The sequence below is a fragment of the Streptomyces sp. TLI_053 genome (assembly GCF_900105395.1).
GTDB lineage: Bacteria > Actinomycetota > Actinomycetes > Streptomycetales > Streptomycetaceae > Kitasatospora.
Genome location: NZ_LT629775.1, coordinates 6,991,957 through 7,004,716 on the forward strand (window position 1 = coordinate 6,991,957; position 12,760 = coordinate 7,004,716).

General features: G+C 73.4%; 14 protein-coding genes. 9 read left to right on the top strand and 5 right to left on the bottom strand.

The genetic code is table 11. The features are described from left to right. Positions 1-65 precede the first annotated feature (65 nt). Positions 66-659 (bottom strand): TetR/AcrR family transcriptional regulator, encoded by a 594-nt coding sequence (locus BLU95_RS29175; RefSeq protein WP_093862597.1) that lies wholly within the window; start codon positions 657-659, stop codon positions 66-68. Between the two features lie 163 nt (positions 660-822). Between BLU95_RS29175 and BLU95_RS29180 the strand changes: the two genes are divergently transcribed. Then, positions 823-1,674: an SDR family NAD(P)-dependent oxidoreductase gene (locus BLU95_RS29180; RefSeq protein WP_093862598.1), complete on the top strand. Its 852-nt coding sequence runs from the start codon at positions 823-825 to the stop codon at positions 1,672-1,674. A gap of 131 nt (positions 1,675-1,805) precedes the next feature. Here the strand turns inward: BLU95_RS29180 and BLU95_RS29185 are convergent, their stop codons facing one another. After that, complete coding sequence (locus BLU95_RS29185; protein WP_231977842.1) at positions 1,806-2,156, bottom strand: hypothetical protein; 351 nt, start codon at positions 2,154-2,156, stop codon at positions 1,806-1,808. Positions 2,157-2,349: 193 nt separating this feature from the next. Between BLU95_RS29185 and BLU95_RS29190 the strand changes: the two genes are divergently transcribed. Next, positions 2,350-3,579 (top strand): GNAT family N-acetyltransferase, encoded by a 1,230-nt coding sequence (locus tag BLU95_RS29190; RefSeq protein ID WP_093862599.1) that lies wholly within the window; start codon positions 2,350-2,352, stop codon positions 3,577-3,579. 52 nt (positions 3,580-3,631) lie between these two features. Here BLU95_RS29190 and cutA read toward each other — a convergent pair whose 3' ends face one another. Further along, positions 3,632-3,964, bottom strand: coding sequence for a divalent-cation tolerance protein CutA (gene cutA, locus BLU95_RS29195; protein WP_093862600.1), 333 nt, complete (start codon positions 3,962-3,964; stop codon positions 3,632-3,634). Positions 3,965-4,081: 117 nt separating this feature from the next. Here cutA and BLU95_RS29200 point away from each other — a divergent pair, with 117 nt between their 5' ends. From BLU95_RS29200 to BLU95_RS29220, 5 genes are all read left to right on the top strand, one after another. Then, the gene (locus BLU95_RS29200) at positions 4,082-4,528 is read left to right on the top strand and encodes a nitroreductase family deazaflavin-dependent oxidoreductase (protein WP_093862601.1); all 447 of its coding nucleotides are present in this window, start codon (positions 4,082-4,084) and stop codon (positions 4,526-4,528) included. Between the two features lie 249 nt (positions 4,529-4,777). Further along, positions 4,778-5,881 (top strand): restriction endonuclease, encoded by a 1,104-nt coding sequence (locus BLU95_RS29205; protein WP_159425031.1) that lies wholly within the window; start codon positions 4,778-4,780, stop codon positions 5,879-5,881. A gap of 94 nt (positions 5,882-5,975) precedes the next feature. Next, a complete protein-coding gene (locus BLU95_RS29210) occupies positions 5,976-6,302 on the top strand; it encodes a DUF6191 domain-containing protein (RefSeq protein ID WP_093862603.1) in 327 nt (108 codons plus the stop codon). Between the two features lie 124 nt (positions 6,303-6,426). Further along, positions 6,427-7,038 (top strand): hypothetical protein, encoded by a 612-nt coding sequence (locus BLU95_RS29215; protein WP_159425032.1) that lies wholly within the window; start codon positions 6,427-6,429, stop codon positions 7,036-7,038. Between the two features lie 49 nt (positions 7,039-7,087). After that, complete coding sequence (locus BLU95_RS29220) at positions 7,088-7,636, top strand: hypothetical protein (protein WP_093862605.1); 549 nt, start codon at positions 7,088-7,090, stop codon at positions 7,634-7,636. Between the two features lie 10 nt (positions 7,637-7,646). Here BLU95_RS29220 and BLU95_RS29225 read toward each other — a convergent pair whose 3' ends face one another. Together BLU95_RS29225 and BLU95_RS29230 are read right to left on the bottom strand one after the other, a co-directional pair. Continuing rightward, positions 7,647-9,038, bottom strand: coding sequence for an SDR family NAD(P)-dependent oxidoreductase (locus BLU95_RS29225; RefSeq protein ID WP_093862606.1), 1,392 nt, complete (start codon positions 9,036-9,038; stop codon positions 7,647-7,649). Positions 9,039-9,211: 173 nt separating this feature from the next. Continuing rightward, positions 9,212-10,732 carry a carbohydrate binding domain-containing protein gene (locus BLU95_RS29230; protein WP_093862607.1) on the bottom strand — a complete coding sequence of 507 codons (1,521 nt, stop codon included), beginning with the start codon at positions 10,730-10,732 and terminating at the stop codon, positions 9,212-9,214. A 285-nt stretch (positions 10,733-11,017) separates the two neighbouring features. Between BLU95_RS29230 and BLU95_RS29235 the strand changes: the two genes are divergently transcribed. Continuing rightward, on the top strand, positions 11,018-11,686 hold the full coding sequence (locus BLU95_RS29235; protein WP_093862608.1) for a GDSL-type esterase/lipase family protein: 669 nt from the start codon (positions 11,018-11,020) through the stop codon (positions 11,684-11,686). 88 nt (positions 11,687-11,774) lie between these two features. Further along, positions 11,775-12,731: an aldo/keto reductase gene (locus BLU95_RS29240; protein WP_093862609.1), complete on the top strand. Its 957-nt coding sequence runs from the start codon at positions 11,775-11,777 to the stop codon at positions 12,729-12,731. The last annotated feature ends 29 nt before the right edge of the window (positions 12,732-12,760 follow it).

Genomic DNA, 12,760 nt, shown 5'->3' on the forward strand with positions numbered 1-12,760 from the left:
CGGCGGTACCGGGGCAGCGCGATCCGCCGGGACGGAGCGGACGGAGGAGCCCGGCGCCGGTGGTGTCAGCCCGCCCGGCGGGGGCCCACGCCGTGCAGCACGGTGTCGACGATCAGGGCGGCCAGGGTGTCCGGGTCGGCGTCGACGGGCCCGGCGCCGCCCTCGCCGTGCAGTGCCTCGCCGATGAGGGCGTAGTAGACCCGGCGCACCCACTCCAGGTCGGCGTCGGCGGCGATCACCCCCTGTTCCCGGATCCGGCCGAGCAGTTCGACGCAGCGGCGCGCGATCGCCTCGTGGATCCGGGCGGCCGGCTCGCTCCCGGCGGCCGCCGGCCCCAGGGCGAAGCCCCAGGACGCCTTCACCCGCAGCACGTTGGCCGTCGCCCGGTGCAGCGCGACCAGCGGCGGCGCGGTCTCCGGGTGCCCGTCCTCGATCGCCTCGGCGAGCTTGGCCGCGGCCTCGGTGGCGAGCGCGTCCAGCAGCGCCTGCCGGTTGGCGAAGCGGCGGTGCACGGTGGTGCGGGTGACCCCGGCCGCCTCCGCGATCTGCTCCATGGTCGCGCCCGGGTGCTCGGCCAGGACGCGTTCGGCCGCCGCGAGGATCGCGCGGACGCTGCGTTCGGCGTCGGCGCGCAGCGGGCGCCCGGGCGTGCGGTTCATCTGTGTGCCTCCAGCTCTGCCGTACCCGGGAACGGTACAGCGGGGGATCGGCTCGCCCACTAACTGAAACAGAAGTGTCGCAGCTCTAGGATTATCAGATACTCTCGTGTTGCAGATCGAGTCATAGGTCGAGTCACAGATCGAAGGACAAGGGAGCACCACCGTGCGCACTGCCACCACTGCTCTGATCACCGGCGCGTCCTCCGGCCTCGGTGCCGAGTTCGCCGCCCAGCTCGCCGCGCGCGGTCACGACCTCGTCCTGGTCGCCCGCTCCGCCGACCGCCTGCACGACCTCGCCGAGCGCCTGGGCAAGGCCCACGGCATCACCGCCCACGTCCTGGTCCAGGACCTCGCCGCCCCCGACGCCGCCCGCCGCGTCGGCGCCGGACTCGCGGACCGGGGCATCGCCGTCGACATCCTGGTCAACAACGCCGGCTTCGGCACCTGCGGCCCGTTCGAGACCGTCGACGGGCAGCGCGACCACGACCAGCTGATGGTCAACGTGGTCGCCCTCGTCGACCTCACCCACGAACTCCTCCCCGGCATGCTCGCGCGCGGCGGGGGTTCGGTGATCAACGTGTCCTCCACGGCGAGCTTCCAGCCCACCCCGTACCTCGCCGTCTACGGCGCCTCGAAGACCTTCGTGCTCAACTTCAGCCTCGCGCTGCGGCAGGAGTACCGGAAGCGCGGCATCCGCGTCCTGGCCTTCTGCCCCGGGCCGGTGGAGACCGAGTTCTTCAACGTCATCGGCACCCGGAAGGCCGCTGTCACGGGCAGCTTCGCGACGGTCGGCCCGGTCGTCCGGGCTGCGCTGCGGGCCCTCGACGCCGACCGCGCCTACGTGGTGCCGGGCCTCGCCAACCAGCTCAGCGCCCACCTCACCCCGCGCCGCCCGCGCACCCTGGTCGCCGCGCTGGCCGAACGCCTCTCGCGCGGCGTCCGCGACGCGATGGCGGGCGGCGGGACGGGCGGCGAGGCGGGCGCCCGCGAGCCGAGCGGCGAGCGGGTGGCCTGAACGGGACACAGGGACCGCTCGTGTTCCGTGGCCGGGACAGGAGACCTGCGGCGCGACCGCGAGGAATCAGGAACCGGAGCCCCGCCGGGGCTCCGGCCGTCACTTGCTGGGGAGGTGCTCCCGGCTCCAGGTCACTCGTTCACTGCCGCGCAGGCGGCGCGGTAGAACCCGGCGACAGCGGTGGCGTGTTCGCGGCAATCGGCGAGGGTCGCGGCATGGTTCGCCAGATAGTTCGCCCGGTGGTAGGCCCGAGCGGTGACAGGGTGCCGTTCGATCTCCACCACCGCCGACCAGTGCGCCACGAACGAGCGGAGCGGCTGAACGCTCGCGGCCTCGATGGCCTCGGCCATCGCCTTGGTCTGTCCGTCGAGCATTTCGGGGAGGCGGTCGGCGGCGACCACGGCCAGGGCGGCTCTGAGCGCTGCCGGGTTCTGCTCGGGCCGAGGGATCAGTTCGACTCCGTCGTGCACGGGCCGGCTCATGGCGGCCCTCCTCTCCTCCAGGGTGAGCCTACTCGGTGCCGACCGCTGGAGCGATGAACGGTTCTCCTGAGGGTCGGGCGATGCGGGCGGCGACACGGGGGTAATTCGCTTGACCGCGATCGTCGGGGCGGATGCACTGTGGCCGGGGCGCCACGTGTGGTGGTGCGAACGATCCGGGGAGGCTGCAGTACCGATGGAGATCCGTGCCACGAGCGAGCAGGACCGCGAGAGGTTCGTCGCCACCATGCACTCGGCCTTCGGGCTGTTCCCCGGAACCACCACCGAGGACGGCGGCGGGGCCTGGTGGTCGGCCTTCGAACTGGACCGGGGGCTGTTCGCGGTGGCGGAGGACGGTCCGCCGGTCGGCACCGCCGCCGCCTACTCCTTCGAACTCACCCTGCCCGGGGGCGGCATCGTCCCGGTCTCCGGAGTCACCGCCGTCGGGGTCGCGCCCACGCACCGGCGGCAGGGCGCGCTCACCGGGATGATGCGGCGTCAGCTCGCCGACATCCGCGAGCGCGGCGAGTTCCTCTCGGTGCTGCTGGCCTCGGAGGCCGTGATCTACCGCCGTTTCGGCTACGGACCGGCGACCTGGACCAACCGGCTGACCGTGCCGCGCAAGCGGGCCGAGCTGATCACCCCGAGGGCGGGCGGCGAGGACACCGGTTCCGTCGAGCTGCTGCGGAGCGACGACTGCCAGGAGATCCTGGAGGAGGTCTACGACCGCTACCGCCGGGCCCAGCCCGGGGCGCTCTCGCGGCCGCACCGCTGGTGGGCCCTGCGGGCCGGTCAGCCCCCGATCTCCCCGGCGCCGCGCTACGTCGTGCTGCACCGGGACGCCGCCGGCGTCCCGGACGGCTACGCGAGTTACGCGCTCGGCGACTTCGACCGCGTGAACAAGACGAGCGTCCTGACCGTGGACGAGGTCATCGCCCTCGACGACACCGTGTTCACGGCGTTGGCCCGCACCGTGCTCGGCCACGACCTGATCGGTCAGGTCGTGTTCAAGCACGTCCCGTCCTGGCACCCGCTGCGCTGGCAGCTGGAGGACATTCGCAGCGGCGAGACCAGCGCCGAGGAGGACTGGCTCTGGGTCCGGCTGCTGGACGTGCCGCGCGCCCTGGCCGCGCGCGGCTGGTTCGCGGACGGGGAGCTGGTGCTCGACGTCGAGGACGCGTTCCTCGGTGAGCACCACCGCTGGCTGCTCACCGTCCGGGACGGCAAGGCGGAGTGCGCGGAGACCGACCGGGAGCCGGACCTGAGCCTGGACGTGTCCGACCTGGGCTCGATCTACCTCGGTGGCACCACCCCGAGCACACTGGTCCGCGCGGGCCGGATCGAGGCCCACCGGCCGGGCGCGGCCGCCGAGGCCGACAGCCTCTTCGGCACGGAGCGGCCGCCGCACTGCCTGCACTGGTTCTGACCGGGGAACCGGGGATCGCCGACAGCCCGCCGCCCGTGGGCGGCGGGCCGGGTCACGGGCGATCCGTCTCGGCCCGCACCCACTCCAGGTACGCGGCGCTGCCCGCCACCATCGGCACGGCCACCACCTCCGGGGTGTCGTAGTCGTGCCGCGCACCGATGAACTCCGTCAGCTCGTCGAGCAGTTCGGCGCGGGTCTTGAAGTCGGTCCGCCACTCCGCCGCGTCCTGGACCTCGCCGTCCCACCAGTACACGGACCGGATCCGGTACACCTGCGCGCAGGCGGCCAGCCGCGCCCGCACGACCTCCGCCGCCAGGGCGCGGGCCTTATCCTCGTCGTCGTGGGTCGTGGTCACCACGAGAAACCCACCGCTGTTCGTCGCCATGACCGGAGAGCCTAACCACGGGCGGAACGCCGCGAATCCCCGCACACGCGACCCGCGCCCGATAGGCTCGTCGCCCGGTACATCCCTTCTTCACGACGCGACGACGGAGTGAACGCGATGCCTCTTGAGGGCGAGTACGGGCTGAGTCCGGCACAGTGGATCCGCGAGCAGGTCGAGCTGTACGAGAGTTCGGGTGGCACCGAGGGGACGACGCTGAGGGACACCGGTCTGCCGGTCGTCGTCATCACGATGCGCGGCGCGAAGAGCGGCAAGGTGCGCAAGGTCCCGGTGATGCGGGTGGAGCACGAGGGACGGTACGCGGCCGTGGCCTCGAAGGGCGGCTTCCCGGAGCACCCGGTCTGGTACCTCAACCTGACGACCGACCCGCACGTGGAGCTCCAGGACGGTCCGGTGCGACAGGAGATGACGGCCCGCGAGGTGACCGGGTCCGAACGCGCCGAGTGGTGGGAGCGCGCGGTCGCCGCCTTCCCGACGTACGCCGAGTACCAGGAGAAGACCGACCGCCTGATCCCCGTCTTCGTCCTGGAGCCCGGGCACCGGTAGGACCGGGCGCCGGGTTCACCTCGGGCGGCGCGCTTCGGGGAACCTCCGCAGCTCACGGGTCGCGATCGCGGAGGCGATCGGGTGCAGGCGGTCGGGTGGGTCCGCTCCCGCCGATCCGAGCGACAGGGTCCGCGTACGGCGGTAACCTACTCACTCACCCAGCGGGGGATGTGCCCGAGCCGTCCTGAAGTCGCCATTTCTGACACGCACCTGACGATATGTCAGTCAGGTGCGTTCGAGGGAGTACCTATGTCCCGGAGCCGCAAGCTCCACCGTCTCAGCAACCCCGATGCCAACGAGCGCCGCGCCCAGCGGATGCTGTTCCGGCACCTCCGCGACGACACCAACGCGAACCGCGGCCGGATGGCGCGGCGGGTGCGCGAGCTCCAGCTCCTGCTGGAGATGGACCCGATCGAGTTCGAGAAGCTGATAGCCCGGCTGATGGAGTCGATGGGCATGAAGGTCGAGCTGACCGCCCGGTCGAAGGACGGCGGGGTGGACGTGCGCGGCATCGACAGCGACCCGTTCCGGGGCGGGAACGTGATCGTGCAGGTCAAGCGCTACCGGGACACGGTGACCCCGTCGGTCGTGCGGGACCTCTTCGGCACGCTCCAGCACGACCGGGCGGCCACCAAGGCCGTGCTCGTCACCACCAGCAAGTTCGGGCCGAGCTCGCACCAGTTCGTCTCCGGCAAGCCGATCACGCTGATCAACGGCTCCGAGCTGGTCGGTCTGCTCAAGCACCACGGCTTCCACGAGATGTTCGCGCCCGCCTGCGCGAGCGCGGTGGACGAGCCGGCCGGCGGGTCGGACGACAGCGCGCCCGCGATCGAGGTGGCCGCCGAGCCCGCACGGCTGCTGCTGCACTGGACGGGGGAGGAGGAGTACGACATCGCCGCCCTGGTCTGCCAGGGCAACCGCGCGCTCTCCGACGACCACCTCGTCTTCTACAACAACGCCTCCACGCCGGACGGTTCGGTCCGGCTCGTGACCGGCTACGACGACGCCAACGCGTGCCTGATGGTCGACTTCGACGCGCTGCCCACCGAGGCGGACCGGCTCGTCGTCATCGCCGCGGCCGACACCGAGAACCACCCGGAGGCCACCATGGCCGGGTTCGCCGGGCCGGCGCTGATCCTGGAGGCGGGCGCCGACCAGGACGCGGCCGTCGTCCACCTCGCGGACGGGGCGGAGACCAACATCGCGATGCGCCTGGGCCGCTTCGACCGCGACGAGGCGGGGGACTGGGACTTCACCCCCGCCCTCGCGGGCTACCCGGGCGGGCTGCGGCAGGCGGTCGTGGCGTACGGCCTGGAGGTCACGGACGAGGAGGCGGTGGCCGCGGGGCAGTGACCGCGACCGGCCGCCGCGCAGGAAGTCGACCGCGCCGACTTCCTGCGTGGCGGGCCTCGGAACGATGGTGCGCTGCCCGGCCGTTGATACGGGCATGACGGTGGTGTCGGTGGTGGTCATGGCGGCGGCGGCCCTGGTGGCCGGGCTGGTCGCCCTGGCGGCGGTGGTGAGCAACCGCCGCGACGGCGGACCGGAGGCCGGATCGGGATCCGGCGGCTTCGGCATGTCGGTGTTCGAGGAGCTGCACGCCCTGTTCCACGCGGGCAAGCGCGTCCAGATCGAGCAGCGCCAGGCGCGGCTCGTCCTGCGCGACGACGACCACGCGACCGCCCCGCCCGGCCACGGCATCGACCTGGACGCGGGCACCGCGATGGTGATCCGCAAGCGGCGGGAGCCGGAGGGCCGCGAGAGCCCGTCCTGAGCACGACCGGCGGCACCCTCTCATTATCGTCACTCTGACACTAATAGCGTATGCTCGGCTCGGCGCCGGACGGCCGAACGTGTCGTGTCCCGTGCGCCGCCTGCAAGCGAACGGGGGCACGGGCATGGATTGGTACGACGTGGAGCGCTGGCGCCTGGAGAGCGAGATCGACCGGCTGAGCGACCTCGTGGGAATCCCGGAGGACCTCAGGCCGCGCTGCGAATTCCGCGACGACGGTGCGCGGTTCATCGATTTCCGTTACAACGGCAGGCTGAGGTGCCTCTCCTTCTCCGAGCGGGGCGTCACCGTCGAGCGGAGCACCCGTGACGTCTCAGAGCTGATGTACTGGGTGATCTCCGACGCGCTCTGCCGGTCCGGCGGTACGTGGGCGCAGCGGGCCTCCGCGCTGCACGCCCTCGACCCGGCATGGGCCGAGCGCTGGTGCGCGGAGCTGGCCGGAACGATCGGCCCGGAGCGGCGGCACGAGGTCCCGACGCTTCCGCCGGAGGAGCCTTTCGTGCTCCGGTCGCCCCGGTTCCGATCGCCGCGCCCGAGGAGACCGGCTCCGGCGGCCGTCCGGCCGGCCACCAGGCGGCCTGCCGGCGCCGGCCCCCGCCCGGCCCCGCTGTCGGCCGCGTTCGTGAGCCCGCCTCGGTCGGCCGATTCGTGCGACCTGTGCCGGAAGCAGCGGCGCACGCCGAAGGGGTTCCCACGTTTCAGGCTGCTCGACCGGTAGCGCCGGGACGGGATGTTCGGGGTCGGCGGGCAGGAACGATCGGAGCGACATGAACGAGCATCGGCGCCGCCGACGGCAGCGGGATCTGGAGAACGAGATCGACCGGCTGTGGCGCCTTCTGGGCCTCCCGGGGGAACACAAGCCGTCTTTCGACTTCGCGTCCGGCAACACCATCGGGATCCGGGCCGACGGGACGATGGGCTACTTCTCCTTCGAGAGGGGGGAGAAGCTTTCCGAGCGGTTCACCGACGATGCCTCGGAGCTGTTGTACTGGGTCGTCCGTGACGGGCTTCCCGCGCACGAATGGCTGTGGGAGCGGCAGGCTGCCGCGTTGTACGCCCTCGATCCGGCGTGGGCCGAGCGCTGGTGCACCGAGCTGGCGGATCGAGTGGGCCCGGAGTGGCACCACGAAATCCCGGTTCTGCCGCCGGAGCGGCCGTTCGTCCTCAGGAGGCCCGGCTCGCGACCACGGAGGCCGCGGCGTCGGAAGCCGGCCCCGGCGGGCTCGGCGCGGCCCGGTGATCCGTGCGAGTGGTGCCGGCCGCGACCGGTTGAGGAACTGCTCGCCCCGCCCCGTTTCAGGCTCCCCGGCCGGTAGCCCCGGGTGGTCACCAGGCCGCCTCGCGGTAGTCCTTGAGGAAGACCCCGGAGACCGGGGAGCCCGCCTCGCCGCGGACCACGGGGTCGTAGACGCGGGCGGCGCCGTCGACGATGTCGAGCGGGGTGCGGAAGCCGGTGGCGGCGATCCGGGCCTTCCGGGGGGCCGGGTTCTCGTCGGTGATCCAGCCGGTGTCGACGGCGCACATGTGCACGCCCCGGGTGGCGAGTTCCTCCGCGCTGGTGCGGGTGAGCATGTTGAGCGCGGCCTTGGCCATGTTGGTGTGCGGGTGGCCGGGGGTCTTGTTGCGGACGGCGAACCGGCCCTCCACGGCCGTCACGTTGACGATGTAGCGGCGGGGGTGCGGGGAGGCGAGCAGCAGCGGCAGCAGCCGGTCGCAGAGCAGGGCCGGGGCGAGCGCGTTGACGAGCTGGACCTCCAGGACCTCGGTGGGATCGAGCGAACCGAGGCGGGCGGACCAGGAGTTGGTGTCGGCGAGGTCCGGCAGCAGGCCGGCCTCGTCGGTCCCGAGCGGGACCGGAAGCGGTGACGCAAGCAGTGGCGGGAGCGGCGACGGCGCCGGGGCGGCCGTCGACCGGAAGCCGGGCGCATGCGTGACGTTCGCGGCGTCGCCCGCGGGCAGGGCGGACCGCTCGCCGGCGGCCAGCAGGGCGTAGGACTCGGGCGGGCGGCGCAAGGTCTGCGCGGCGTTGTTGACCAGGATGTCCAACGACCGCCCGTCGGTGCGCAGTTGCTCGGTGAGGCCGAGCACCTGGCGCGGGTCGCGCAGGTCGATGCCGATGACGGTGAGGCGGTCCCACCAGGCGGCGCTGCCCTCGGCGGCCCGGAAGCGGCGCACGGTGTCGTGCGGGAAACGGCTGGTGACGAGCAGCTCGGCGCCGTCGCGCAGCATCATCAGGGCCAGCTGGAACCCGATCTTCACCCGGCCGCCGGTGAGCAGCGCGCGGCGGCCCCGGAGGTCGGTGGAGAGGGCGCGGCGGGAGGTGTTGTCGGCCGCGCAGGGGCGGCAGAGCATGTGGTAGAACGCGTCCACCTCGCGGTACCGCCGCTTGCAGACGTAGCAGCGGCGGCTGCCGCGGAGTTCGCCGACGGGGGCCGAGTCCGCCCGGGCGGGCAGCGGGGCGTCCTCCCGGCGGTCGCGGGCGCCGGTGGCGGTGGCGGCGAGCAGCGCGGCGTCGGCGGCCAGGACCTGGGCGCGCTCCTCCTGGCGGCGCTGCTTGCGGCTCGCGCGGTGGAAGGAGCTGAGCTGCCGCTCGGCGTGCAGCCGGGTGACGTCGCCGGTGGGCAGTGCGCGCAGGCGGGCGAGGGTGCGGCCGAACGCGGCCAGTTCCTCGGGAGTGACCTCCCCGGTCGTGCTGCCCGTGTCGTCCCGGACCGTCATGTCCGCCCCCTCGTGCGCCTGTTCACCTGCGTCGGAGCGGCCGGCGGGCGGCTCCGGTGATGGGGGGACTGTAGTGGACCGCCCGCGAACGCGCGCTCGAATAACGCCGCGCCGGCGGCCCGTGGGGGTGGGGCCGCCGGCGCGGGGCGGGTGGGGCGGTCGGGCGGGGCCGGTCAGCCCGTGTACTGGGCGAAGATCTTCGCGAACTCGTACGGCTGCTGCGGGATGTTGGTGCACTTGAAGAGGCCGCCGGTGCAGGCGTTGGCGTCCCGGGTGGCGTCCCAGAAGGCCAGTTCGCCCAGGTGGTGCTGGCGGGCGAAGGCGACCAGCTGCTGGGCGTCGGCCTGGTTGTAGATCTGGTGGTCGTCGTTCTCGCCGATCATCGGGGTGACGCCGACGGCCGACCACAGCTGGGCGTCGCTCTTGGCCGGGTACAGGGCCTTGAGCTGACCGTACAGGGACTGCGCCGCCTGGACGGCGGCGTCGCCGTAGTCCGCGCCGGAGCGGTAGTAGTCCATCGCCATGATGTTGACGAGGTCGACGTTCACCCCCGCGTCGCGGGCCGAGCGGACGATGGCGACGCCCTCGGTGGTGAGGCCCTCCGGGAGCACGGGCAGGGTGAAGGAGACCTTCAGCCCCGGGTTGGCCTTCTGCAGCTTGGCGAGCGCGGCGGAGCGGCGGTCGTTGGCGGCGGTGTCGGCGATCGCGGCGCCCTCGATGTCGAAGTCCACGTAGCGCAGGTTGAAGGCCTTCACCACCGCGTCGTACTCGGCGAACAGCGAGTCGACGGTGGTGCAGGCGGCGGCGAGTTCGGTGCCGCTGGCGCCGCCGAAGGAGAGCTTGACGTCGCCGCCGGCCGCGCGCAGCGCGTCGATCTGGTCCTTGGCCCAGCCGGTGCGCGGGTCGTAGGCGTTGAACCAGCTGGCCTTGCAGCCGACGGCGGTGACGAAGCCCATGGTGAAGGCCTTGAGGTTGCCGGACTTGGCCATCGCGGGCAGCGAGGGGGTCGGCCAGGCGCCCATGTCGATGTACGGCGCGACCGGGAGGGCCACGTCGGGCGCGGGGGTGGTGGGCGGCGTGGTCGTGGGCGGGGTGGTGGTCGGGGGCGTCGTGGTCGGCGGGGTGGTGGGCGGCGGGGTGGTCGGGTTGCCACCGGGGCCGGACAGCGTGACGTCGTCGGCGAGGTAGGCGCCCTGGCCGTACCAGCCGTGCAGGTAGACGTTGACGCTGGTGGTGGCCGCGCCGGTGGTGAAGGTGGCGCTCAGCTGCTGCCAGCCGCTGCCGCCGGGCGTCCAGACGGCCGGGTCGGTGACCCCGCTGCCGGTCGCGCCGAGGTAGACGTACTGGCCCTTGACCCAGGCGCTCAGCGTGTAGGTGGTGTTGGGCTTCACGGCGACGCTCTGGCCGCACTGGGCGGTGTCGGAGCTGCCGACCGCGCCGCTCAGGGCGTACGAGCCGCCGTGCGCGCCGGAGTTGACCACGCTGCCGGTGGTGCCGGAGCAGCTCCACGGGCCGAGCGAGCCGCTCTCGAAGCCGGGGTTGGCGAGCAGGTTGCCGTCGGCGGCGCCGGCGTTCCCGGCGACCGCGGCCAGGCCGGCGCCGGCGAGGACGACGGCGGTGGCGAGGCCGAGGAGCTTGGTGCGGACGGCCGGGCGGCGGTGCCGGGCAGGGGTGTCGTGGGGCGCGCGTGGCATGGGGGTGCCTCTCGGGAACGAGGTCTGCCACCGGCCTCGCGCGGTGGGGAGGAGGGCGCGGGGGCGGGTGACGGCGGAGGGTGGTCCGGGTGGGGGAGGTGCGCGGTGCTGAGGACCAAGCTGGACTAGACCACCTGCGCACGTCAAGAACCTTCGGGGCATCAAAGGAGGCTCCCAGTCGGCCTTACGCGGACGTTAAGGTTCCGGCGGGAGGACGCGGGCAGGCGTCGCGCCGGGTGGTGGACGGCCGGGCGAGCGGGCCCGCCCAACCCCTAGGGTGCCGCCATGATCGAAGACATGGCGGGGCGGAACCTGCGGTGCCTCTTCCTCGGCGACTCCTTCACCCAGGGTGTCGGCGACCCGGAGTTCCGGGGCTGGGTGGGCCGCGTGGCGGCGGACTGCTGGGCGGGTCCCGGGGCCGGAGCGGCCGAGGTGACGGTGTTCAACCTGGGAGTCCGGCGGAACACGTCGGCCGACGTGCGGGCGCGTTGCTGGGGCGAGACGGACGTCCGGGTGCTGCCGGGCGCGGACAACCGGCTGGTGCTGTCGGTGGGCAGCAACGACGCGGTGGAGGAGGCCGGTCGGCCGCGGGTCGAGCCGGACGCGTGCCTGGCGAACGTGGCCGCGCTGCTGGACGGCGCCCGGGGCCGGGGGCTCGTGCCGTTCGTGGTGGGTCCGCCGCCGGTGGTCGACGCGGGGGCGCCGCACCTGGGGCGGCTGCTGTCGCTGGCGGAGGGCATCGCCGGGGTCTGCGCCGCGCGAGGGGTGCCGTTCGTCGATGTGACGGCCGCCCTGGCGGCGGACCGGACGTGGGTCGCGGAGGCCCTGGCCGCGGACGGCGCGCACCCGGGGGCGGGCGGCTACCGGCGGCTCGCGGACCTGGTGCTGGGCGGCGGGTTCCGGGAGTGGTCGGCGGAGCGCGGGCGCGGCCCGGGTCTCCCGGGCCGGGCTTGACCTCGAGCGCACTCCAAGGGGCAGGCTGGGGCCCGTTGATCCGACCGCACGTCGGCGCCACGGGGCCGGCACCAGTGAGGAGTACGTCATGCGCAACGCCACGCTCGGCAGCGAGGGCCCCGAGGTCGGGGTCGTCGGCCTCGGCTGCATGGGGATGACCTGGGCCTACGACGTCCACAACCGGGACGACGAGACCTCGGTCCGGGTGATCCGGCAGGCGCTCGACCTCGGGGTCACGCTGATCGACACCTCCGACATCTACGGCCCCTACAGCAACGAGGAGGTGGTCGGCGCCGCGCTGGCCGGTCCGTACCGGGAGCGGGCGGTGCTCGCCACCAAGGTCGGCCTGGTGCCGGGCACCGGTGGGGAGCGGGTGCTGCGCAACGGGCGGCCCGAGCACATCCGGCGGGCGATCGACGACAGCCTGCACCGCCTCGGCACCGACCACGTCGACCTGTACCAGCTGCACCGGGTCGACCCGGAGGTGCCGATCGAGGAGTCCTGGGGCGCGCTCGCCGAGGTGGTGGCGGCCGGCAAGGCGCGCCGGATCGGGCTGTCCGAGGTGGGCGTCGAGGAGATCGAGCGCGCCCGGGCCGTCCACCCGGTGGCCTCGGTGCAGAACGAACTGTCGCTGTGGACCAGGGACTCGCTGGCCGAGGTGCTGCCGTACACCGAGCAGCACGGGATCGCGTTCCTGCCGTTCTCGCCGCTCGGCCGGGGCTTCCTGACCGGCGGCATCGCCTCCTTCGACGAATTGCCGGCCGACGACTTCCGCCGCGGCCTGCCGCGCTTCCAGCAGGACGCGCTGAAGGCGAACCTGGCACTGGTGGAGCGGGTGCGGGAGGTCGCGGCGAGGGTCGGCGCGACGCCCGCGCAGGTGGCGCTCGCCTGGCTGGTCGCGCAGGGGCGGTACGTGCTGCCGATCCCGGGCACCAAGACGCCCGAGTACCTGGTGCAGAACGCGGCGGCGGCCGAGCTGGTGCTGTCGCCGGCTGACCTCGCCGAGCTGGACGCGCTGCCGGCGCCGTCGGGCGAGCGGTACTGAGCGGGGCGCTGCCGGACGGACCGCTACCG

Coding starts and splice junctions, on each gene's coding strand:
- BLU95_RS29175 (WP_093862597.1), bottom strand. CDS start 659: ATGAACCGCACGCCCGGGCGCCCGCTGCGCGCCGACGCCGAACGCAGC.
- BLU95_RS29185 (WP_231977842.1), bottom strand. CDS start 2,156: ATGAGCCGGCCCGTGCACGACGGAGTCGAACTGATCCCTCGGCCCGAG.
- BLU95_RS29190 (WP_093862599.1), top strand. CDS start 2,350: ATGGAGATCCGTGCCACGAGCGAGCAGGACCGCGAGAGGTTCGTCGCC.
- cutA (WP_093862600.1), bottom strand. CDS start 3,964: ATGGCGACGAACAGCGGTGGGTTTCTCGTGGTGACCACGACCCACGAC.
- BLU95_RS29200 (WP_093862601.1), top strand. CDS start 4,082: ATGCCTCTTGAGGGCGAGTACGGGCTGAGTCCGGCACAGTGGATCCGC.
- BLU95_RS29205 (WP_159425031.1), top strand. CDS start 4,778: ATGTCCCGGAGCCGCAAGCTCCACCGTCTCAGCAACCCCGATGCCAAC.
- BLU95_RS29210 (WP_093862603.1), top strand. CDS start 5,976: ATGACGGTGGTGTCGGTGGTGGTCATGGCGGCGGCGGCCCTGGTGGCC.
- BLU95_RS29215 (WP_159425032.1), top strand. CDS start 6,427: ATGGATTGGTACGACGTGGAGCGCTGGCGCCTGGAGAGCGAGATCGAC.
- BLU95_RS29220 (WP_093862605.1), top strand. CDS start 7,088: ATGAACGAGCATCGGCGCCGCCGACGGCAGCGGGATCTGGAGAACGAG.
- BLU95_RS29225 (WP_093862606.1), bottom strand. CDS start 9,038: ATGACGGTCCGGGACGACACGGGCAGCACGACCGGGGAGGTCACTCCC.
- BLU95_RS29230 (WP_093862607.1), bottom strand. CDS start 10,732: ATGCCACGCGCGCCCCACGACACCCCTGCCCGGCACCGCCGCCCGGCC.
- BLU95_RS29235 (WP_093862608.1), top strand. CDS start 11,018: ATGATCGAAGACATGGCGGGGCGGAACCTGCGGTGCCTCTTCCTCGGC.
- BLU95_RS29240 (WP_093862609.1), top strand. CDS start 11,775: ATGCGCAACGCCACGCTCGGCAGCGAGGGCCCCGAGGTCGGGGTCGTC.